The sequence below is a fragment of the Microbacterium sp. Z11_20 genome (assembly GCF_057197605.1).
Genome location: NZ_JBXVOQ010000006.1, coordinates 106071 through 127351 on the forward strand (window position 1 = coordinate 106071; position 21281 = coordinate 127351).

Annotated in this window: 22 protein-coding genes; 7 read left to right on the plus strand and 15 right to left on the minus strand. The window is 71.1% G+C overall.

Features of this window, described 5'->3' with window-relative positions; all coding sequences use genetic code 11:
* The first annotated feature begins 16 nt into the window (after positions 1 to 16).
* On the plus strand, positions 17 to 1435 hold the full coding sequence (locus AC2DFQ_RS14845; protein ID WP_484534428.1) for an aminopeptidase P family protein: 1419 nt from the start codon (positions 17 to 19) through the stop codon (positions 1433 to 1435).
* Between the two features lie 40 nt (positions 1436 to 1475).
* On the opposite strand, the gene AC2DFQ_RS14850 is transcribed toward AC2DFQ_RS14845, so the two are convergent.
* Positions 1476 to 2153 carry an alpha/beta hydrolase family protein gene (locus tag AC2DFQ_RS14850; protein WP_484534429.1) on the minus strand — a complete coding sequence of 226 codons (678 nt, stop codon included), beginning with the start codon at positions 2151 to 2153 and terminating at the stop codon, positions 1476 to 1478.
* Entirely contained in the window at positions 2150 to 2830 is a 681-nt protein-coding gene (locus AC2DFQ_RS14855) for a YflT domain-containing protein (RefSeq protein ID WP_484534430.1), read from the minus strand. The genes AC2DFQ_RS14850 and AC2DFQ_RS14855 overlap by 4 nt, the downstream gene beginning before the upstream one ends.
* A 69-nt stretch (positions 2831 to 2899) precedes the next feature.
* On the opposite strand from AC2DFQ_RS14855, the gene AC2DFQ_RS14860 reads away from it, so the two are divergent.
* From AC2DFQ_RS14860 to AC2DFQ_RS14870, 3 genes are read left to right on the plus strand one after another with little or no spacing between them, the layout of a single operon-like run.
* Positions 2900 to 4213 (plus strand): magnesium transporter MgtE N-terminal domain-containing protein, encoded by a 1314-nt coding sequence (locus AC2DFQ_RS14860; protein WP_484534431.1) that lies wholly within the window; start codon positions 2900 to 2902, stop codon positions 4211 to 4213.
* Positions 4213 to 4740, plus strand: a complete 528-nt coding sequence (locus AC2DFQ_RS14865; RefSeq protein ID WP_484508868.1) for a DUF1003 domain-containing protein — start codon at positions 4213 to 4215, stop codon at positions 4738 to 4740. Before AC2DFQ_RS14860 ends, AC2DFQ_RS14865 begins: the two co-directional genes overlap by 1 nt.
* The gene (locus AC2DFQ_RS14870; RefSeq protein ID WP_484534432.1) at positions 4737 to 5894 is read left to right on the plus strand and encodes an Mrp/NBP35 family ATP-binding protein; all 1158 of its coding nucleotides are present in this window, start codon (positions 4737 to 4739) and stop codon (positions 5892 to 5894) included. Before AC2DFQ_RS14865 ends, AC2DFQ_RS14870 begins: the two co-directional genes overlap by 4 nt.
* An 11-nt stretch (positions 5895 to 5905) precedes the next feature.
* Here AC2DFQ_RS14870 and AC2DFQ_RS14875 read toward each other — a convergent pair whose 3' ends face one another.
* The gene (locus AC2DFQ_RS14875) at positions 5906 to 6286 is read right to left on the minus strand and encodes a twin-arginine translocase TatA/TatE family subunit (protein WP_484508866.1); all 381 of its coding nucleotides are present in this window, start codon (positions 6284 to 6286) and stop codon (positions 5906 to 5908) included.
* 71 nt (positions 6287 to 6357) lie between these two features.
* Here AC2DFQ_RS14875 and AC2DFQ_RS14880 point away from each other — a divergent pair, with 71 nt between their 5' ends.
* Positions 6358 to 6996, plus strand: a complete 639-nt coding sequence (locus AC2DFQ_RS14880) for an O-methyltransferase (protein ID WP_484534433.1) — start codon at positions 6358 to 6360, stop codon at positions 6994 to 6996.
* Between the two features lie 55 nt (positions 6997 to 7051).
* Here the strand turns inward: AC2DFQ_RS14880 and AC2DFQ_RS14885 are convergent, their stop codons facing one another.
* The 3 genes from AC2DFQ_RS14885 to dapE all read right to left on the minus strand — a co-directional run bounded on the left by AC2DFQ_RS14885 (position 7052) and on the right by dapE (position 9573).
* Complete coding sequence (locus tag AC2DFQ_RS14885) at positions 7052 to 7222, minus strand: DUF3117 domain-containing protein (protein ID WP_135067559.1); 171 nt, start codon at positions 7220 to 7222, stop codon at positions 7052 to 7054.
* Between the two features lie 84 nt (positions 7223 to 7306).
* A complete protein-coding gene (locus tag AC2DFQ_RS14890) occupies positions 7307 to 8515 on the minus strand; it encodes a hypothetical protein (protein ID WP_484534434.1) in 1209 nt (402 codons plus the stop codon).
* Positions 8497 to 9573, minus strand: coding sequence for a succinyl-diaminopimelate desuccinylase (dapE, locus tag AC2DFQ_RS14895; protein WP_484508863.1), 1077 nt, complete (start codon positions 9571 to 9573; stop codon positions 8497 to 8499). The genes AC2DFQ_RS14890 and dapE overlap by 19 nt, the downstream gene beginning before the upstream one ends.
* Positions 9574 to 9633: 60 nt before the next feature.
* Here dapE and dapD point away from each other — a divergent pair, with 60 nt between their 5' ends.
* A complete protein-coding gene (dapD, locus tag AC2DFQ_RS14900) occupies positions 9634 to 10590 on the plus strand; it encodes a 2,3,4,5-tetrahydropyridine-2,6-dicarboxylate N-succinyltransferase (protein ID WP_484534435.1) in 957 nt (318 codons plus the stop codon).
* Here the strand turns inward: dapD and AC2DFQ_RS14905 are convergent, their stop codons facing one another.
* The 9 genes from AC2DFQ_RS14905 to AC2DFQ_RS14945 form a co-directional block, all read right to left on the minus strand.
* Positions 10591 to 12195: an L-lactate permease gene (locus AC2DFQ_RS14905; RefSeq protein WP_484534436.1), complete on the minus strand. Its 1605-nt coding sequence runs from the start codon at positions 12193 to 12195 to the stop codon at positions 10591 to 10593.
* Between the two features lie 102 nt (positions 12196 to 12297).
* Positions 12298 to 13593: a citrate synthase gene (locus AC2DFQ_RS14910; protein ID WP_484508860.1), complete on the minus strand. Its 1296-nt coding sequence runs from the start codon at positions 13591 to 13593 to the stop codon at positions 12298 to 12300.
* 189 nt (positions 13594 to 13782) lie between these two features.
* Positions 13783 to 14889: a succinyldiaminopimelate transaminase gene (gene dapC, locus AC2DFQ_RS14915; protein WP_484534437.1), complete on the minus strand. Its 1107-nt coding sequence runs from the start codon at positions 14887 to 14889 to the stop codon at positions 13783 to 13785.
* A gap of 10 nt (positions 14890 to 14899) precedes the next feature.
* On the minus strand, positions 14900 to 15220 hold the full coding sequence (gene fdxA / locus AC2DFQ_RS14920; RefSeq protein ID WP_484508858.1) for a ferredoxin: 321 nt from the start codon (positions 15218 to 15220) through the stop codon (positions 14900 to 14902).
* Positions 15221 to 15229: 9 nt separating this feature from the next.
* Positions 15230 to 15652, minus strand: coding sequence for a histidinol dehydrogenase (locus AC2DFQ_RS14925; RefSeq protein WP_484508857.1), 423 nt, complete (start codon positions 15650 to 15652; stop codon positions 15230 to 15232).
* Positions 15653 to 15719: 67 nt separating this feature from the next.
* Positions 15720 to 16034 carry an AzlD domain-containing protein gene (locus tag AC2DFQ_RS14930; RefSeq protein ID WP_484508856.1) on the minus strand — a complete coding sequence of 105 codons (315 nt, stop codon included), beginning with the start codon at positions 16032 to 16034 and terminating at the stop codon, positions 15720 to 15722.
* Positions 16031 to 16780, minus strand: a complete 750-nt coding sequence (locus AC2DFQ_RS14935) for an AzlC family ABC transporter permease (protein ID WP_484534438.1) — start codon at positions 16778 to 16780, stop codon at positions 16031 to 16033. The genes AC2DFQ_RS14930 and AC2DFQ_RS14935 overlap by 4 nt, the downstream gene beginning before the upstream one ends.
* 65 nt (positions 16781 to 16845) lie before the next feature.
* Positions 16846 to 18756 (minus strand): translational GTPase TypA, encoded by a 1911-nt coding sequence (gene typA, locus AC2DFQ_RS14940; protein WP_484508854.1) that lies wholly within the window; start codon positions 18754 to 18756, stop codon positions 16846 to 16848.
* A gap of 88 nt (positions 18757 to 18844) precedes the next feature.
* Positions 18845 to 20608 (minus strand): dipeptide ABC transporter ATP-binding protein, encoded by a 1764-nt coding sequence (locus AC2DFQ_RS14945; protein ID WP_484534439.1) that lies wholly within the window; start codon positions 20606 to 20608, stop codon positions 18845 to 18847.
* A gap of 62 nt (positions 20609 to 20670) precedes the next feature.
* Here AC2DFQ_RS14945 and AC2DFQ_RS14950 point away from each other — a divergent pair, with 62 nt between their 5' ends.
* Complete coding sequence (locus AC2DFQ_RS14950; protein WP_484508852.1) at positions 20671 to 21270, plus strand: PH domain-containing protein; 600 nt, start codon at positions 20671 to 20673, stop codon at positions 21268 to 21270.
* The last annotated feature ends 11 nt before the right edge of the window (positions 21271 to 21281 follow it).

Sequence of the window (21281 nt, forward strand, 5' to 3'; positions counted from 1 at the left end):
TGAGAGACTGGGACCCATGGACACCACAGGTGAGAGCGACACGATCACTCCGGCCGACGAGACCGCTTCGTCGAACACCAACCGGCGTCAGCCGTTCCCCCGCGGCTTCCTGGACACCATCTCCACCGGATGGGCCGAGCGCCCCGAATCCCTCCCGACGCGCCGCGAAGCCGCCGCGTGGACGGCCGCGCGCCGCGATGCGGTCTCACGCGCTTTCCCCGGCCGGCGCCTGGTGATCCCCTCCGGCGCGCTCCGCCAGCGCAGCAACGACACCGACTATCCCTTCCGCGCCCACTCCGCTTTCGCACATCTGACCGGGTGGGGCGCCGACGCCGAGCCCGACGCCGTGCTCGTCTTCGAACCCACCGGACGCAGCGGCCACGAGGTCACGCTGTACTTCCGCGAGCGCGCCGACCGCAGCACGCCGGAGTTCTACGGCAACGCCGCGATCGGTGAGTTCTGGATCGGGCCGCGCCCCTCCCTGGCCGCGGTCTCCGCCGATCTCGACCTGCCCACCGATCACCTCGACGCCTTCGAGGCGGGCGACGGCGACCTCGTCGTCGACGACGACCCCGACCTCACGCGCGTCGTCTCCGAGCTGCGCCTGGTCAAGGACGACTTCGAGATCGCCCAGCTCCGCGCCGCGGTGGATGCCACGGCGCGCGGTTTCGACGACATCGTCGCCGACCTCCCCCGCATCATCTCCCACCCCCGCGGCGAGCGGGTGGTGGAAGGGGTCTTCCACACCCGCGCGCGCACCGACGGCAACACCGAGGGCTACGACACCATCGCCGCATCCGGCCCGCACGCGTGCTACCTGCACTGGACCCGCAATGACGGCGCGGTGGTGCCGGGCGACCTCATGCTCGTGGATGCCGGCGTGGAGATGGACAGCCTGTACACCGCCGACATCACCCGCACGATCCCCGTGAGCGGCCGGTTCACCCCCATCCAGCGCGCGATCTACGAGGCGGTGCGGGAGGCCGCGGATGCGGCGATGGCCGCCGCCCGTCCGGGCGCGAAGTTCCGCAGCGTCCACGAGGCTGCGATGACGGTCATCGCCGAGCGGGTGGCGGAGTGGGGTCTGCTGCCGGTGACGGCGCAGGAGGCTCTGGATGCCGATGACGGCGGGCAGCACCGCCGCTACATGGTGCACGGCACCAGCCACCACCTGGGCCTGGACGTGCACGACTGCGCGCAGGCGCGACGCGAGATGTATTACGACGGCATCCTGGAGCCGGGGATGGTCTTCACGATCGAGCCCGGACTGTACTTCCAGGTGGATGATCTCACGGTGCCCGAGGAATACCGCGGCATCGGCGTGCGGATCGAGGACGACATCCTCATGACCGCCGACGGCCCGGTGAATCTCTCGGCCGCGATCCCGCGCACGGCGGACGAGGTCGAGGCCTGGATCGCGGGCCAGGCGCGCTAGCGGGCTCCGACACCCGCCGCGCAGGTCGCCGCCGGCGGGATCACGACCGCTCGCGCAGGAACGCCGCGACCAGCGGCGCGAGGTCTGCGCCGAGCACCGCGGCATCGCGTGGGCGGCCCCTGCCCTCGAACGAGTGCCCGCCGCCCTCGACCCAGATCAGGCGCGCGTCCGGGCAGGTGGCGACCGCATCCTCCAGCTGCGCGTGCGGGTCGACGAACGGATCCCGCGTTCCGGAGACGAACAGCTGCGGCTGAGGCACCCGGGGCAGGTGCGCCACGCGCGCCTTCGCGGGGTCGCCGGGCGGATGGAGCGGATAGCCGAGGTAGACGAGGCCGGCGGGGTCGATGGCGCCGTCGGCCGCCGCCATCGACGCCATCCGTCCGCCGTACGACTTCCCCGCCGCCCACACCGGGGCCGCGCCGCCGCGCTCGCGGAGCCATCCCATGACCGCGCTCCACGTGGCGATGGCATGCGCCGGTGGCCCGGGCATGCGTCGCCCGGCCGCGCGGTAGGGAAAGTCGAACAGCACCGTCTCGACACCGTGCTCATTCATGCCGCAGGCGAATCCCGTGAGGAACGGATGCGTCCGCCCCGCCCCCGCGCCATGGGCGATCGCGATGGCGGCCCAGGCCCCGGTCGGTGCGGCGTGGTCGGCCGGGATCGAGACCGTTCCCGAGGGGAGGTCCACCTCGATCCCCTGCGGCTGGTCGGCGCTCACCCCTCGGTGCGTTCTCCGTAGCGCGGGGGCTCGGGTGAGGCCGGCGCGGACGGCGGCTCGGGAGTGCCCTCCCCCGGCATCCCCGGCAGCGGCGGGACGGGCGGCGTTGCCGGCTGGGCACCCGGGTCGGGGAGCCGCTCACCGTACTGCGGCGGCACCGCGTCGCCGCCGACCGGACCCGGCGCGGGCGGGGGCACCGCGACCGTGGCCGCGGGCCCGAGGGTCTGCCGCGCCTTGGGCAGGCTCCCCGGCACCACGCACACCTCGTAGCGGTCGGCGGTCACCTGCATCACCGACGCGAAGTCGCGGCGGCGCCGCACGATCGAATACGTCACGAGGCTCATCAGCATCCCGATCGCCACACCCACCAGGAGCACACCGAGGAACACCGAGATCTGGACCGTCGGCATGCCCAGCACGAAGATGAAGGAGAACAGCAGACCCAGCAGCAGTCCGTTGATCGCTCCCGATCGCGCAGCCGTGGCGTAACCCAGCCGTCCGGTGACCCGTTCGATCGAACGCAGCCCCTGCCCGACGATCGCGATGTCGCGGGCGGGGATCTCGGCGGCGATGAGCGCCGAGACCGCCTTCTGAGCAGCCTCGTACGTGGGGAAGGTCGCCACGGTCTCCCCCACCGCCTCACGACCGGGAGGGACGCGTCCGCCGAGCATGCTCATCTGTCCATCTTGTCACGCAGGGGGCGGCACGCCCCTGCCGATGGGGGGCCGCGGGACTACGCTGGGAGCGTGAGCACGCAGAGGGTCTTCGTCGCGCGTCTGGCCGGATGCGCCGTCTTCGATCCGGCCGGCGACCGCCTCGGCAAAGTGCGCGACGTCGTCGTCATCTACCGCTCCGCCGGCCCTCCCCGCGTGGTCGGCCTCGTCGTGGAGATCCCCGGCCGGCGCCACGTGTTCCTCTCCATCGGCCGGGTGACCTCGATCGCGGGCGGCCAGGTCATCACGACCGGCCTCATCAACGTGCGCCGCTTCCAGCAGCGCGGCGGTGAGGTGCGCGTGCTCGCCGAGCTCGTCGGCCGCCGCGTGTACCTCAACGACGGCTCCGGCGACGCCGTCATCGAAGACGTCGCCATCGAGCGCAGCCGCCTGGGGGAATGGGACATCGGACAGCTGTTCCTCAGGCGCCCGAGGACCAGCGCATCCCCGTTCGCGAAGGGCCCGACGACCTTCGCGACCTGGGCGGAGGTGCGGGAGCAGCCATCCACCGGCGGAGCGCAGTCGGCCGAGCAGCTCGTGGCCACCTACGCCGACCTCAAACCCGCCGACCTCGCCAACACGCTGCTCGATCTTCCCGAGGAACGCCTGCTCGACGTCGCCGGGGAGCTCTCCGACGAACGCCTCGCCGACGCGCTGGAGGAGATGCCCGAAGACGAGCAGGTGCGCATCCTCGAGCGCCTCGGGGACGAGCGGGCCGCCGACATCCTCGACGCGATGGAGCCGGACGACGCCGCCGACCTGCTCGGCCAGCTCCCCGAGGGCCGCCTCGAGCAGTTGCTCGAGCTCATGGAGCCCGACGAGGCCGACGACGTCCGCGCGCTGCTGAAGTACGGCCCCGACACCGCCGGCGGGCTGATGACCCCCGAACCGATCGTCCTGTCCGCCGACGCGACCGTCGCCGAGGCGCTCGCCCTCATCCGTCGCCACGAGCTGCACCCGGCCCTCGCCGCATCCGTCTTCGTCACCCTGCCCCCGTATGAGACGCCCACCGGCCGGTTGCTGGGCACGGTCCACTTCCAGCGGATGCTGCGCTATCCGCCGCACGAGCGCCTGGGCGCGATCATCGACGACACCCTCGATCCGGTGCCGGCCACCGCGTCGGCGGCCGAGGTCGCACGCCTGCTGGCCAGCTACGACCTCGTCTCGCTCCCCGTCGTCGATTCCGCGCACCGTCTGGTCGGGGCGGTGAGCGTCGACGACATGCTCGATTACCTGCTGCCCGAGGACTGGCGCTCGCACAACGGCGACGACCCGAGACCGCGCACCACCAACCGGCCCCAGCCCGCCACGGCGGGCGTGCCCACCACCACCCCGAGGAGGCGCTGATGGCCCGTCCCGCACGGCAGGCGGTAACCCTCGATGCCCCCCTCGGCCGCGGCGGGGTGCTGCCTCCCCGCGCCCCGCGCCCGTCCCGCGACCGCTTCGGCCGCTTCTCCGAGTCCTTCGCGCGCGCGATGGGCACGTCCGCCTTCCTCCTGGGCATGACCGCGTTCGTCGTGGTGTGGCTGGTGTGGAACAGCACCGCCCCGCGTGAGTACCAGTTCGACCCGTCGTCGATGAACTTCACGCTGCTGACGCTGATCCTCTCCCTCCAGGCCTCGTATGCGGCGCCGCTGATCCTGCTCGCGCAGAACCGGCAGGACGACCGCGACCGCGTGCAGATCGAGCAGGACCGTCAGCGTGCCGAGCGCAACCTCGCCGACACCGAATACCTCGCGCGGGAGATCGTGGCGCTGCGGATGGCGGTGCGGGACATGACCGAGGGCGTGCTGACGAAGGACGCGCTGCGCTCGGAGCTGAAGACGCTTCTGAAGGAGCTCGACTCCCCCGAACGCGACACGACCACGCAGTGACGGACGCCGCGCGGACCGATGCGGTGCGCTCGGCGGTCTCGGCCGTGAGCGATCCGGAGTTGCGCCGTCCGCTGGGCGAGCTCGACATGATCCGCGCGGTGTCGGTCACGGGCGACCTCGCCCACGTGGACATCGCGCTCACGATCGTGGGATGCCCCGCCGCCGATCGCATCGAACGCGACGTGCGTGCGGCAGCGGCGTCCGTCCCCGGGATCACGGGGGTCGACCTGAGGATCGGGGTCATGACGCCCGAGGAGCGGCGCGCGCTCACCGAGCGCCTCCGCGGCGGACGGCCGGCTCGCCAGATGCCCTTCGGCGCCGACTCCCTCACCCGGGTCATCGCCGTCACCAGCGGCAAGGGCGGCGTGGGAAAGTCGACCGTCACGGCCAACCTCGCCGTGGCCCTGGCTCGGCGCGGCCTGCGCGTCGGACTCGTCGACGCCGACGTGCACGGGTTCTCGATTCCCGCCCTCCTCGGGCTCGTCGACGCCGACGGGCTCCCGCCCGCCCCCACCCGCATCGACGACCTCATGCTGCCCCCGGTGGCGTACGACGTGAAGGTCATCTCGATCGGCATGTTCCTCCGCCGACCCGGCGAGTCCGCCGCCGGCGCCGTCGCCTGGCGGGGGCCGATGCTGCATCGCACGGTGCAGCAGTTCCTGACCGACGTGTATTTCGGCGATCTCGACATCCTGCTCCTGGACATGCCGCCGGGCACCGGCGACGTCGCGATCTCGGTGGGGCAGATCCTGCCCCACGCCGACGTGCTCGTGGTGACGACGCCGCAGGGCGCCGCATCCGACATCGCGGTGCGCAGCGGCCTGGTCGCCCGTCAGACCGGGCAGCGCATCATCGGGGTGGTGGAGAACATGGCGGCCCTGACTCTTCCCGACGGTTCGACGCTCGACCTGTTCGGCGCGGGCGGCGGCGCGGACGTGGCTCGGGCGCTCTCCAACGATGCCGATGGCCCCGTCCGGCTGCTGGCATCGATTCCCCTCAGCCCGGCCCTGCGGGCGGGGGGAGACTCCGGAATACCGGTGGTCGTCGGTCAGCCCGAGGATGCGGCCGCCCAGGCCGTGGAGGAGCTGGCGTCATCGATCGCGGCCGCCGGCCGCGGCCTGGCGGGGCGGTCCCTGCCGGTCTCGCCCCGCTGAGGGCCGAAGGGTCAGGTGGCTTCCGAGTCGAAGGGAGGCGCCTCCCCCGGCCGGAACGCCGGTGGGGGCGGAGGGGTCGTCCCGGCGCTCGTGGCGGCGCCGGCGACCGAGGCCGCGCGCACCGTGGCCACCGGGGCATCCTCCAGGAGCGCCTCGCGGATGATGCGCCGAGGGTCGTACTGGCGAGGGTCGAGCTTGCGCCAATCCACCTCGTCGAATTCCGGGCCCATCTCCTCCCGCATGCGCGACCGCGCCCCCTGGAGGAGGTCGCGCGCACGCACCGCGAGGCGCGCGAGATTCTCCGCGTAACGGGGCAGACGCTCGGGGCCGATGAGCAGGGCCGCGATCACGCCGATCAGCAGCAGCTTCTCGATCGTGAGCCCGAAGAACATGACTTCAGGTTACCCGCCGCGCCTCGGCGATCGGCAGGACGCGGCCACGTAGTCTGGCCCAGGAGGTCGGGATGAGCGGATCAGAGGCGAATCAGCGGTTCGTGCTCGAGGCGACGGTGGAGCCGGAGCACATCGCTCGCGCGCGTGCCCATGCCCTCGAGCTGGGCGCCGACCCGATCAGCCCGCCCGTCGGCGCGCAGACCGCGGTCATCGCGGCCGCCTCCCGCGCGCTGAACATCGTCGAGATCGGAACCGGCGGCGGCGTGTCGGGGCTGTGGCTCCTGCACGGCTCGCCCCGCGCGACCCTGACCTCGATCGACAGCGAACCCGAGCACCTCGGTGCCGCGCGAGCCGCGTTCGCCGAGGCCCGCATCCCCGCCGCCCGTGCCCGCTTCATCACCGGTCGCGCCGCAGACGTCCTCCCCCGGATGAACGAGGCGTCGTACGACATCGTCTTCGTCGACGCCGAGCCCGAGGGCGTCATCGAGTACGTCGAGCACGGTCTGCGCCTCGTGCGCGCCGGAGGCACGGTGCTGGTGCCCCGCGTGCTCGCCGGCGGCGCGGTGGCCGACCCGGTGCGCCGCGACCCGATCACGCGGGCGTACCGCTCGCTCATCCAGGAGACGCAGTCATCCCCCGCCGTCATCGGTGCGCTGTCGACCGTGGCCGAGGGCCTGCTGCAGCTCACCACCGTCACCGAGCCCCGCTGACACGGGAACGGCCGGCCCCGACAGGGACCGGCCGTTGCTTACGGAGGGGACGGCGTCAGGCGCCGACCACCCCGCCCAGCACGTCGTAAAGCTCCTTGGCCTCGGCGTCGTTGACCGAAACGACCAGGCGCCCCCCGCCCTCCAGAGGAACGCGGACAATGATCAGGCGCCCCTCCTTCACGGCCTCCATCGGTCCGTCACCGGTTCTCGGCTTCATGGCTGCCATCGCGGGCTCCCTTTCCTCATAGGTCGCTCCCAGTTTATCGTGCGCACCGGTGCGTACGGCGCGCGTCCCCAGGCCCTTCCCGGCTCACGGGATCTGCCAGTACGTGTTGCCGAGCGCATACATGTGGAAGATCCACCACCACTGGCCGGCCAGGCCGGCGAGAAGGACGCCGATCCGCCAGGTCGGCGAGGGCGGAGCAGCCAGTGCACCGGTCAGCGGCGTCAACGGGAAGAGCAGGCGGAAGGTGCTGGACTGCGGGAAGAACACCGCGAGCAGGTAGACGAGGTAAGCCGCCGACCACAGTCGCACCTCGGGTCCGAGCCGGCGCACATGCGGCTCGAAGAGCAGGGCCGCCGCGACGAGGAGGATCAGCATCCCGAGGGCGACGTACCCGGCCGCCTCGCCCATCCCCCACGTCCGGAACCAGAACGCGGCGGCGGCCAGCGACCCCTCGAACGGGACGAACGCGCCATCGGCCCCCGGAATCCAGTTGCGCCGCCAGGCCAGCTCGGTCGCCAGATACGCCGCGGGATCGCCCGTGACGATCGCCGCGATCGCCTGCCACGCGAAACCGACCGCCGTCGACACCGCGCCGAGCGCCACGATGTGGACGATCTCGCGTGCCGGCAGCGGCTCGCGGGAACGGCGGAACCACCGCCAGATCCCGAAGAGAGCGAGGAACAGCGCGAAGGCGAGGATGCCGGGGCGGGTGAAGCCCATCACGGGCACGAGGAGATAGAGCCACCCGTACCGCCGTCGGAGCACGCAGGTGAGAGCCAGAAGGAGAAAGAACACGAACAGCGCCTCGGCATAGGCGACCTGGAACAGCGCGCCCAGGGGGCCGGCGGCGAAGAAGACCACGGCCCACAGGGAGGCGGTCTCCTCCAGCTTCCGGCGCACCAGGTGGTACAGCGCGAGGCTCGCCCCGTAGCCGGCGGCCAGCGAGATCACCACGGCCCCCGCGCCCCACGAGCCGAGGAGGGTTCCGAGCCCGGCGGCGAGGAAGGGGTAGAGCGGGAGGAACGCCCACGCATTCTCCGCGACCGCTCCAGAGGCCGTCAGCGGGAGTTCTGCCGGATACCCGTTCACCGCCGCGAACCAGTACCACTGGCCGTCCCACCCCACCGCCAGTTCGGCGATCGTCGCATCCGCCCCGAAGCGGGAGCCGGGGCCGGAGAGCTCGGCGGCGGCGAAGAAGAACGCGGTCGTGACCAGGCGCGCCGCGAGATAGAGGATGCCGATCGTCGCGGCGACGGGGAGCCGCCGCGCGCGGGTCAGGAGTCGCTCAGCCACGCCCGCAGGCCGCGCTCGACCTCGACGATCTGGGCCAGCGGCACGCGCTCCTCGTCGTGATGGGCCAGCTGCGGGTCGCCGGGGCCGTAGTTGACGGCCGGGACACCCATCGCGGAGAAGCGCGCGACGTCGGTCCATCCGTACTTCGGGCGGGGCTCCGCGCCGACGGCCGCGACGAACTCCTGCGCGAGCGGCGCATCCAATCCCGGGCGGGCGCCGTCGGCGAGATCGATGACCTCCACCTCGAACCCGGCGAAGACGTCGCGGACGATCCGGGTGGCCTCCTCCCCATCGCGGCTGGGCGCGAAGCGGTAGTTCACCTCCACCTCGCACGCGTCGGGGATGACGTTGCCCGCCACGCCGCCGGCGATCCGCACCGCGTTCAGCCCCTCCCGGTACACCAGGCCCTCCACCTCCACCTCGTGCGGACGGTACTCCGCCAGGCGCGACAGGATGGGGGCGGCCTTGTGGATGGCGTTCTCCCCCACCCACGCGCGGGCGCTGTGCGCCCGGACGCCGTCGGTGCGCACGATGGCCCGCAGGTTGCCGTTGCACCCGCCTTCGACCTGGCCGTTGGAGGGCTCCCCGAGGATGGCGAAGTCTCCGGCGAACAGGTCGGGGCGCGTGCGGGACAGCCGCGTCAGCGCGTTGAGGTCGGCATCGACCTCCTCGTGGTCGTACCACATCCAGGTGATGTCGACGCGGGGGGCGACGAGCTCGGCGGCCAGCCGCAGCTGCACGGCGACGCCCGCCTTCATGTCGACCGTGCCACGACCCCACAGGTAGGGCTCACCGTCGACCTCGACGTCGCGCGTGGGGAGGTTGCCGTTGATCGGAACGGTGTCGATGTGCCCGGCGATCACAACGCGCTGAGCCCGGCCCAGGTGGGTGCGGGCGACGATCGTGTCACCGTCGCGGACGACCTCGAGGTGGGCCAGCGGGCGCACGGCCTCCTCGATGGCGTCGGCGAGGGACTGCTCCTCTCCCGAGACGCTCGGGATGTCGCAGATCGCGCGCGTGAGGTCGACGGATGAGGCGGAGAGATCAAGGGCTGGCACCCCCCGATCCTACCGACGCCGCGTCGGAGCGGCGGAGGGCGAGCCACTAGCGTGGGAGGCATGAGCGACGAGCGGTGGGTGCACGGGCTGGGCCTGGCGACGGTGGCGGCGGATGGGACCGTGCTGGACACGTGGTACCCGGAGCCGGCCCTCGGGCGCCTCCCCCTGGGGTTCAACCCGGCCATGCCTCCCGCGGCACTCGAGCAGCTCGCCGTGGCGGACCCGCGCCGCGCCGTGGAGGTGGAGGTCGTCGCCCTCGAGATCGACCTGGATGCGGCGCCCGCCTCCACGTCGGATGCCTATCTGCGCCTGCACGCCCTCTCGCACCGCCTCGTCCGCCCCAACGAGCTCGATCTCGACGGCATCTTCGCCCACCTCCCCACCGTCGCGTGGACGACGGCGGGGCCGATGCATCCCGGCGAGGCGACGCGGTTGCGCCCCCTGCTGCTGCGCGAAGGCGTGCAGGTGCAGGGGCTGGACAAGTTCCCGCGCCTGCTGGACTACGTGACCCCCGCCGGCGTCCGCATCGCGGACGCATCACGGGTACGGCTGGGCGCCTACCTCTCCCCCGGCACGACGGTCATGCACGAGGGGTTCGTGAACTTCAACGCCGGCACGCTCGGGGCCTCCATGGTCGAGGGCCGCATCTCCCAGGGCGTCGTCGTCGGAGACGGCAGCGACATCGGAGGGGGCGCCTCGGTCATGGGGACCCTGTCGGGAGGCGGTACGCACCGCGTCTCCATCGGGGAGCGCACACTCCTGGGTGCCAACGCCGGCATCGGCATCTCCCTGGGCGATGACTGCGTCGTGGAGGCGGGCCTGTACGTCACGGCCGGGACGAAGATCACGCTGCCCGGCGAGGCCCCCCGGCCCGACGGTACGCAGCCCGTCGTGAAGGGCGCGGAGCTCTCCGGCCGGTCCGGCCTGCTCTTCCGCCGCAACTCCCTCACCGGCGCGGTCGAGGTCGTTCGCCGTGAGGGCGTCGGCGTGGTCCTCAACGAGGCGCTCCACGCCTGATCAGAACACCAGGTACAGCGTGAAGCTCCAGAGGCAGATCACCGCGAGCATGCCGAGGCTGTAGAGGATCGACGCCCGCAGGATGTCGCTCTCCCGGCCGGACAGCCCCACAGCGCCGGCGGCGATCGCGATGGACTGCGGCGAGATCACCTTTCCGGTGTTGCCGCCGGCGGTGTTGCCGGCGACCGTCAGCGCCGGGTCGGCGCCGATGCCCTCCGCGGTGACCACCTGCAGCGGGGCGAACAGAGTGTTGTTGTTGACGACCGACCCCGTGAGGAACACGCCGATCCAGCCGATGATGGGGGCCAGCAGCGGCACGACGGGACCGAGGGCGGCAAGGGCCGACCCCATGGACGTCGACCCGCCCGAGTAGTTGGCGATGTTCGCCAGCGCCAGGATCAGGGCGATGAGCACGAGCGCCTGCCACAGGGTGCGCAGCGTCGCCCCGAGCTCTCCGAACAGCGCCTTCGCGTTCAGGTTCGGCGTCGTGAGGTACGACACGATCACGGCGAGGAGAATCGCCGTGCCGGTGGCGTTCAGCGGCGTGAAGTCCCACGTCGCCGTCACCGGGTCGCCGGCGGCGTTCGCGATCTCACCGGTGAGACCGGGGATCCAGACGGGGAAGACCGCGCCGGCCAGCGGACCACCCGAGGTGAACAGCCCTTTGAACGCGGGGAGGCTCCAGATCAGGACGAAGCCGGTGAGGATGTAGAACGGGCTCCAGGCCACCGCGATCTCCCGGAGGCCGTGCCGCTCGATCACCGGCACCGCGCCGCCGTCCTCGCGGAAGTGACTGCGCGGCTGCCACACCCGGCCGAGGGCGACCAGCGCGATCATCGCCCCGAGCCCCGCGCCGATATCGGCCAGTTCGGGGCCGAGGAACCACAGCACGCCCCCCTGGATGCCGCTGAAGACGATCGTCACCGTGACGGTGGCCGGCAGGGTCTCCTTCAGGCCGCGCCACCCGTCGAGGATCATCACCAGCAGGAACGGGATCAGGATCGTCAACGGCTGGAGGATGACGACCATCGACCGCGACAGGATCGTGAGGTCGATGCCGGTGACCTGCGAGGCCACGATCACCGGGATGCCGATCGCGCCGTACGCGCCGGCGGCGGCGTTGGCGACGAGGGAGATCATGGCCGCCTTGAGCGGGCGGAACCCCAGCTGCACGAGGAGTGCGGCGCAGATCGCGATGGGCACCCCGAAGCCGGCGGCGCCCTCCAGGAACGCGCCGAACGCGAAGCTGATCAGGAGCACCTGGATGCGCTGGTCGGGCGAGATCCCGCCGATCGACGAGCGGATGACGTCGAATCGGCCGCTGGCGACGGCGAGGCGGTACAGCCACACCGCCATGACGATGATGTACGCGATCGGCCAGATGGCGGTGAGGACGCCGATGAGGCCGGCCCCGGCAACGGCCGATCCCGGCATCCCGAACGCCCACAGGGCGACCACCACCTCCGCCACCAGCGCGATGACCGCCGCGATGATGCCCTTGAGCTTCAGCACCACCAGGCAGAAGAGGAAGAGCAGGATGGGGATGGCCGCCACGAGCGCGGAGAGCCAGAGGCTCCCGAAGGGGTCGGTCGTCTGCTCCCACATGGCCGCCTCCGCTCGTGCGGATCGATTCCCGCGGTCCGCAAATTACGCGCGCGAAAGCGTCCGGTCACCCCCTTGCGCGACGGCGAAGACGAGCAGCGTGGATCAGACCCCGGGGTAGTCGCGCTCCGCGGCGCCGGTGTACAGCTGCTGCGGACGGCCGATCTTCGTCTGCGGGTCGCTCTGCATCTCGCGCCAGTGCGCGAGCCAGCCGGGCAGACGCCCGATCGCGAACAGCACCGTGAACATGCGGGTGGGGAACCCCATCGCCTTGTAGATCACGCCGGTGTAGAAGTCGACGTTGGGGTACAGGCGGCGCTCCTTGAAGTAGTCGTCCTTCAGGGCGATCTCCTCGAGATCCTTCGCCAGATCCAGCAGCGGGTCGCTCACGCCGAGGGCTTCGAGCACCTCGTCGGCCGACTCCTTGACGAGCTTGGCGCGCGGGTCGTAGTTCTTGTAGACCCGGTGGCCGAAGCCCATGAGCTTGACGCCCTCCTCCTTGTTCTTCACCCGCTCGACGAAGCGCTCGACGCTCTCGCCGGAGTCGCGGATGCGCCCGAGCATCTCCAGGACGGCCTCGTTCGCGCCGCCGTGCAGCGGTCCGTAGAGCGCGTTGATTCCGGCAGAGATGGAGGAGAACTGGTTCGCACCGGTGGAACCCACCAGACGCACGGTCGAGGTCGACGCGTTCTGCTCGTGGTCTTCGTGGAGGATGAGGAGGCGCTCCAGCGCGCGCGACATGACGGGGTTGACGTCGTACTCCTCGCTGAGCACGCCGAAGTTGAGCTTGAGGAAGTTGTCGACGAAACCGAGTGAGTTGTCGGGGTAGAGGAAGGCCTGGCCCACGCTCTTCTTGTGCGCGTACGCGGCGATCACGGGGAGCTTGGCCAGCATCCGCACGGTGTTCAGCTCGACGTGCTCGGGGTTGTGCGGGTCGGACTCGCTCTCGTAATAGGTCGAGAGCGCGGCGGTGGCCGCCGACAGCACCGACATGGGGTGCGCCGTGTGCGGGAGGGCGGAGAAGAAGCGCTTGAGGTCCTCGTGGAGGAGGGTGTGGCGTCGGATGCGCTCGTCGAAGGCGGCGAGCTCGTCGGCGGAGGGCAGTTCGCCGTAGATGAGCAGCCACGCGACCTCGAGGTACGTGCTGTTCTTCGCCAACTGCTCGATCGGGTAGCCGCGGTAGCGGAGGATCCCCTGATCGCCGTCGATGAACGTGATAGCGCTCTTGGTGGACGCGGTGTTGACGAAGCCGTAGTCGAGAGCCGTGTGGCCGGTCTGACGCGTGAACGTCGAGATGTCGATGCTCGGCACCCCATCGGTGCCGGGCAGCACCGGGAACTCGGCCGTGCGTTCCCCGACGGTGAGGGTGGCCTTCTCGTCCTGCGTTCCCGTGTCGCTCACTGCGCCTCCTTGCGATTCCTGGTCGCGTTCAACCCGCTCACCCCGGAGGCACGTCCGCGCGCGCCGGGCCGGCACGGACGACGTGGATGGTCACCTCATCCCCGTGCTCGTACAGCCTAATGGGCGTGCGGGACCAGGACGGACACGGCCAGAGGGGTCCCCCTCCGAATGGAGGGAGGCGCCCACACGTCAGGCAGAGCGCAGTCTTTCCGCCGCCGCCGCGATGCGTTCGTCGGTCGCCGTGAGCGACAGCCGCACGTGTCGGGGGAAGTGCGGACCGTAGAAATGGCCGGGACCGGCGAGGATGCCGAGGTCGGCGAGCCGGCCGAGGCTGTCCCACGCGTCGCGGTCCTCGGTGGCCCACAGGTACAGGCCCGCCTCGCTCGCATCGATGCGGAAGCCGGCCGCCTCCACGGCCGGTTTCAGCAGCGCCCGGCGCCGGCGGTAACGCTCCTTCTGGGCCTCCACGTGCGTATCGTCGGCCAGTGCTGCCGTCATGGCGGCCTGCACGGGGGCGGGGGGCATGAGCCCCAGGTGACGACGGGCGGTGAGCACCGGCGCGATGAGCGCGGGGTCGCCGGCGAGGAAGGCGGCGCGGTACCCCGCGAGATTGGACTGCTTGCTCAGCGAGTACACCGACAGCAGCCCGGTGAGGTCGCCACCGGTGACCTGCGGGTCGAGGATGCTGGGGATCGGGGACTGCGCCCACGGCTCGTCCCACCCGAGTTCCGCGTAGCACTCGTCGGAGGCGAGGACCGCACCGAGCGCGCGCGCTCGGTCCGCCGCGCGGCGGAGAGCCGGCGCATCCAGCACCCGCCCGTCCGGGTTTCCGGGCGAGTTGAGCCATACCAGGCGCGTGCCGGCCGGCCACTCGTCGGGATCGTCGGCGGCGAAGGGCGTCGCCCCCACCAGGCGCGCTCCCACGTCGTAGGTCGGGTACGCCGCTCGCGGATGTACGACGACATCCCCCGGCCCGAGATCGAGCAGGAGCGGGAGGAGGGCGACCAGCTCTTTGGAACCGACCGTCGGGATGACGTGGGCGGGGGTCAGGCCCGGGACTCCCCTGCGCCGGTGGTACCACGCCGCGATCGCCTCGCGGAGATCCGCGGTCCCGGAGGTCAGCGGGTACCCGTGCGCGTCGGTCGCGCCCGACAGGGCCGCAGCGATGACGGCGGGCGTCGGATCCACCGGGGAGCCGACCGACAGGTCGACCAGGCCGCCCGGATGACGACGGGCCTTCTCCGCGTACGGGGCGACCGCGTCCCACGGGTAGTCAGCGAGATCGCCGACCCCCATCAGGAGGCGCTCACTCGCCCTGCGGCGGCAGCACCGCGATGACGGGGTGATCCTTGTGGATCACGCCCACCTTCGCTGCGCCCCCGGGCGAACCGATGTCGTCGAAGAACTCGACATTCGCCTTGTAGTAGTCCTGCCACTCTTCGGGAAGGTCGTCCTCGTAGTAGATGGCCTCGACCGGGCACACGGGTTCGCACGCACCGCAGTCGACGCATTCGTCCGGGTGGATGTAGAGAGAGCGTTCCCCTTCGTAGATGCAGTCGACCGGGCACTCGTCGATGCACGCGCGGTCTTTGACATCCACGCACGGGAGGGCGATCACATACGTCACGGATTCAGTCTACGTGGGCTCACCGGGGCGGGCGGCCGGTTCGGCGCGCAGCCCGGACAGGTCGGGCCACGCGACGACGAGGGCGACGAGCACGGGTACGGCGATGGTCCAGGTGAGAGGGATCCATTCCGTCTCCGGCGAGGAGGGGGCAACGATCGCGGAACCGCCGGGGCCCACGTTGCTGAACAGGAACGTCACGAGCACGACCCCGAGGCCGCCTGCCAGCGCCGTCCACCGGTCGGCGGTGAGCGTGCGGAACGCGACGAGCAGCGCACCTGTCCCCACGATCGCGAGGATGAGCCCCACCGGGAGAGCACCGAGGGCGAAGGCGTGGCCGACGGTGGCGGCGGTGCCGTACACCGCCCCGATCAGGAGCGACACCGTCCACGTGAGAATGCGCGCTGCGAGGAGCCCGGCCGCCGGAGAGGTCACCGCGACAGTCTAGGTGCCGGTGTCGCGATGCCGCGGGCAGCGCTGCCGCCCCGGGGACGAAGGCCCGTCATACCGCCCACCCCCACAGCCGCAGCAGCGCGGCGGTGACCGCCGCGGCGAGGACCACGACGAGGAACGGGGCACGAAGCGCCAGTAGCCCGGCTGCCACCAGGACGGCGGGGATGCGCGCGTCCACGACCACGGCCTGGCCGGCGCCGAGCGTCTGCACGGCGACGAGGGCGGCCAGCAGCGCCACGGTGAGGAGATCGGCGATCCGCGCCGGCCGAGGGGCCTCCACCCATCGGGCGGGGAGGAGATAGCCGACCGCCTTCAGCGCGAGGCAGATCACCGAGGCCAGGAGCACCGCCGTCCACATCGTCATGGCAACCCCCCTCGTTCGGGCACATCGAATTGTTCCGGCGGCGGCTGGTCGGCGCGGCCGAGCCAGTTGAACCATCCCACCACCACCGCGACCACGGCCGCCGCGATCACGGGCAGCCCCGGCATGAGCGCAGGGGTGAGCACCGCAGCGATGACCGCCGCGCCCGCGCCGACCGCGATCGCCTGACGTCCCCGCAGCCGGGGCCACAGCAGCGCGAGGAACGCCGCGGCCGCCGCCGCATCCAGCCCGTACTGACGCGGGTCTCCGAGCACGTCGCCGAGGAGCGCGCCGACGAGGGTCGAGAGGTTCCACCCCACGTAGATGCCGATCCCCGTCACCCAGAAGCCGAGGGTGCGTGCACGGGGGTCGGTCTGTGCGAGCGAGACCGCGATCGACTCGTCGATCGTGAACTGCGTCGCGCCGGCGCGTCGCCAGAATCCCGGTCCGATCACCGGCGACATCCGCATCGCGTAGGCGACGTTGCGTACTCCCAGCAGCGCGGAGGAGGCGATGGCGGCCGGAGCGGCCGCGATACCCCCCGCGCCCACGACGCCCACGAACGCGAACTGGGAACCGCCGGTGAACATGAACAGGCTCAGCACGCACGTCTGCCAGACATCCAGCCCGGAGGCCACCCCGAGCGCACCGAACGAGATCCCGTACGCGCTGGTGGCCAGGGAGACGGCGATCCCCTGCCGGCCGGCCCGGCGCTGCTCGTCGACAGGATCGGGAGGCGGCGAGGTCACTCGCGCCAGCCTAGCGGCGGCCGACGACGCCCGGGCGGGCCTCCGCGCGCACCGGGCGTCGGCGGTCAGACGTTGGCGTCCTGGCGCTTCAGGCGGCTGGCGGCGCGGCCGCGCTCGGTCTGGTCGAGGACGACCTTGCGGATGCGCACCGTTTCCGGGGTGACCTCGACGCACTCGTCCTCGCGGGCGAATTCCAGGCTCTCCTCGAGCGACAGCTGGCGCGGCGGGGTCATCGACTCGAACGTGTCGGAGGTGGACTGACGCATGTTGGTCAGTTTCTTCTCCTTGGTGATGTTGACGTCCATGTCGTCGTTGCGGGAGTTCTCCCCGATGACCATGCCCTCGTAGACCTCCTGCGTCGGCTGCACGAAGAACGACATGCGCTCCTGCAGGGCGATGATCGCGAAGGGGGTGACCACGCCCGAGCGGTCGGCGACGATCGAGCCGTTCTGGCGCGTCACGATGCTTCCGGCCCACGGCTCGTAGCCGTGCGAGATCGCATTGGCGATGCCGGTGCCACGGGTGGTCGTGAGGAACTCCGTGCGGAAGCCGATGAGGCCGCGCGAGGGCACGACGAACTCCATCCGCACCCACCCGGTGCCGTGGTTGGTCATGTTCTCCATGCGGCCCTTGCGGGCGGCGAGCAGCTGCGTGATGGCGCCGAGGTACTCCTCGGGGGCGTCGATGGTCAGGTGCTCGAACGGCTCGTAGGTCTTGCCGTCGACCTTCTTGGTGACCACCTGGGGCTTGCCCACGGTCAGCTCGAAGCCTTCGCGGCGCATGTTCTCGACGAGGATCGCCAGGGCGAGCTCACCGCGGCCCTGCACCTCCCACGCGTCGGGGCGGCCGATGTCGACGACCTTGAGCGAGACGTTGCCGATCAGTTCGCGGTCCAGGCGGTCCTTGACCAGGCGCGCGGTGAGCTTGTGGCCCTTGACCTTGCCGGCCAGGGGCGACGTGTTCGTGCCGATCGTCATGGAGATCGCCGGCTCGTCGACGTGGATCTGCGGGAGCGGCCGCACGTCGTCGGGGTCGGCGATCGTCTCGCCGATCGTGATGTCGGGGAAGCCGGCGATCGCGACGATGTCGCCGGGGCCGGCGCTTTCGGCCGGGTAGCGCTCGAGGGCGCGGGTCTTCAGCAGCTCGGTGATGCGGGCGCTGCTGACGGTGCCGTCGGCGCGCACCCACGCGACCGTCTGACCCTTCTTCAGGGTGCCGTTGAAGACGCGCAGGAGCGCGAGGCGGCCGAGGAAGGGGCTCGAGTCGAGGTTCGTGACCCAGGCCTGCAGGGGCGCCTCGTCGTCGTAGGCCGGCGCCGGCACGTGCTCGAGGATCGCCTCGAACAGCGGCTCGAGGTCGTCGTTGTCGGGGAGGCTGCCGTTCTCGGGGCGGTTGCGGGATGCTGCGCCGGCACGCCCGGAGGCGTACACGACGGGGACGTCCAGCAGGGCGTCGACGTCGAGGTCGGGCACGTCGTCCTGGAGGTCGGACGCCAGCCCCAGCAGCAGGTCGTGGCTCTCCTCCTCCACCTCGGCGATGCGTGCGTCGGGACGGTCGGTCTTGTTGACCAGCAGGATGACGGGGAGCTTGGCTTCCAGCGCCTTGCGCAGCACGAACCGGGTCTGCGGGAGCGGCCCTTCCGAGGCATCCACGAGGAGGACGACGCCGTCCACCATCGACAGTCCGCGCTCGACCTCGCCGCCGAAGTCGGCGTGGCCGGGGGTGTCGATGACGTTAATGGTCACCGGCGTGTCGGTGTGCTTGCCGGAGTAGGTGATCGCCGTGTTCTTGGCGAGGATCGTGATGCCCTTTTCCCGCTCGAGGTCGTTGGAGTCCATCGCGCGCTCCTCCATGTGCTCGTGAGAGCCGAAGGAGCCGGTCTGCCGGAGCATGGCGTCCACGAGCGTCGTCTTGCCGTGGTCGACGTGCGCGACGATCGCGACGTTGCGCAGATCGGAACGGAGGGCATGCGCCATGAAGGTGTCCTTGAAGTTTCGGGGTTCGCCCGGAATCGGGCCGACCCATTCTACCGGCGCGGCGCTGTGTAGCGGCTGCACCGCGAATTCAGGATGCGTCGCCCTCCGCCAGGAGCAGTTGGTGGCGCAGTTCGCGGCGTGCTGCCTGGGTCTCCGGATCCGGTACCGGGATGGCTGCGATGAGGCGCTGCGTGTACGGCTCCTTCGGCGCGCGCAGGATCTCGTCGCGCGTGCCCTGCTCCGCGATCCGCCCCCGATGGAGCACGACGATGCGATCGGCGAGCGCATCCACCACGGCCAGGTCGTGGCTGATGAAAAGGCACGCGAAGCGGTACTCCCGTTGCAATTCGCTCAGCAGCTCCAATACGCGGGCCTGCACCGAGACATCCAGCGCGCTCGTGGGTTCGTCGGCGACGAGAAGCCGCGGCTTGAGGGCGAGTGCACGCGCGATGCCGACGCGCTGCTTCTGGCCCCCCGACAGCTCGTGCGGGTAGCGGTTGCGGTAGCTGCGCGGCAGACGCACCTCGTCCAGGAGCTGCTCGACGCGCGCGTCGAGCAGCTTGCCCTTGGCCTCGCCGGCGAGCATGATCGGCTCGCCGATGCTCTCGCCGATGGGCATACGGGGATTCAGCGACGACGAGGGGTCCTGGAAGACGATGCCGACCTTGCGGCGAAGCGAGGCCACCACCTTCCGAGCGCCGGTGCTGATGTCGATGCCGTCCACGACGAGACGCCCCTCCGCGATGGGCTGCAGGCCGATGGCGGCCCGCCCGATCGTGGACTTGCCCGACCCCGATTCGCCCACGAGCCCGACGATCTCCCCCTCGGCGATACCCAGCGTCACGTCGTCGACGGCGCGGAAGGCGGCGACGCGACGACGCTTGCCGTACTCCACCGATACGTGGTCGAGTTCGAGCACGGGCTTGGCGATCACGGGAGCGGCGGCGGCTTCGGCGATCGTCGCCTGATCCACCCCCGCCTCGACCTCTTCTACGACGTGCGCCAGGCTCTCCACGACATCGACGGCCTCGTGGTCGCCCGACTTCTCGCCCAGGCGCGGCACGGCGGCGAGGAGTTCGCGCGTGTAGGCCTCCTGCGGGTTGCCGAGCACCGCCCGCACGTCACCCTGCTCGACGATGTCGCCGTCTTTCATCACGACGATCCAATCCGCCAGGTCGGCCACCACGCCCATGTCATGCGTGATCAGGAGGATCGCAGAATCCATGCGGTCGCGAAGGTCGCGCAGCAGGTCCAGGATTTCGGCCTGCACGGTGACATCCAACGCCGTGGTGGGCTCGTCGGCGATCAGCAGCGCCGGGTCGAGGCTGATCGATTGGGCGATCATCGCACGCTGACGCTGGCCGCCGGAGAGCTGGTGCGGGTAGGAGTCGAACGCCGTGGCCGGATCGGGGAGTCCGACCAGGCCGAGGAGTTCCAGGGCGCGGGCCTTGGCCTCGGAAGGGCTCTTGGAGGTGTGGCCGCGGATCGCCTCGATGATCTGGAAGCCGACGGTGAGCACCGGGTTGAGGGCCGTCATCGGCTCCTGGAAGATCGCGGCCACCTCCGTGCCGCGCAGTTGACGCAGGGCCCCAGGCTGCAATCCCAGGATCTCGCGCCCGTTGACGCGGATGCTGCCACGCACGCGGCTGTTGCGGGGCAGGAGTCCCAGGATCGACATCGAACTGGCGCTCTTGCCGGAGCCGGACTCCCCCACCACCGCGACGACCTGGCCACGCGCGATGGAGTACGTCAGGTTCTTCGCCGCCGGGACCCAGACGTCGTCGACGGCGAAGTCGACGCTGACGTCGGTCATCTCCAGCGCCGGGGTCGCCGGCTGTGCGGTCGAGGTCATGACAGCGTCCTTTCCGTCCCGCGCGGCGGGAGCGAGACGTCGGGGAATGGGACAATGAACGGATGCCACGCGTCGTGTTCCGTTCGAGGTTCAATCAGGTGTTGAGCATCGTGACGTGGGTGGCGCTGGCGGGAGTGGCCCTGGTGACCGTGCTCACGCCCGGCGTCGCCGCCGCGCCCGGCATCATCCTGGGGGCCGCGAGCGGCGTGGCCCTCGTGTGGGCGCTGCTGTGGTCGCCCCATGTGGCCGTCGACGACGAGGCCGCAGAGATCGCCAACGTTCTCACCGAGTACCGCGTCCCCTGGGCCGCGCTCATCCACATCGACACCCGTTACGCCCTGGTGCTGCACACCCCGCGGCGCCGCATCAGCGCCACCGCGGCACCGGCGCCCGGCGCCATGACCTCTGTCCGAGCCGCGCGCGCTCACCGGCGCTCGGAACAGCCCACCCGGCCGGACGTGCGGCCGGGCGATCTGCCGACGACGGACTCGGGACGCGCTGCTGAACTCGTCCGGGATCGCTGGCACCGGCTGCGCGACAGCGGGCGCATCGAACCGGGGGTGGCCGACCGGACCGAACTGCAGGTGCGTCCGCGCCTCAGTGCGATCGTTGCCATCGTCGCGGGTGCCGCCGGACTCGTGGGGGCGATCCTTCTGGTGTGACCTGCACGTCG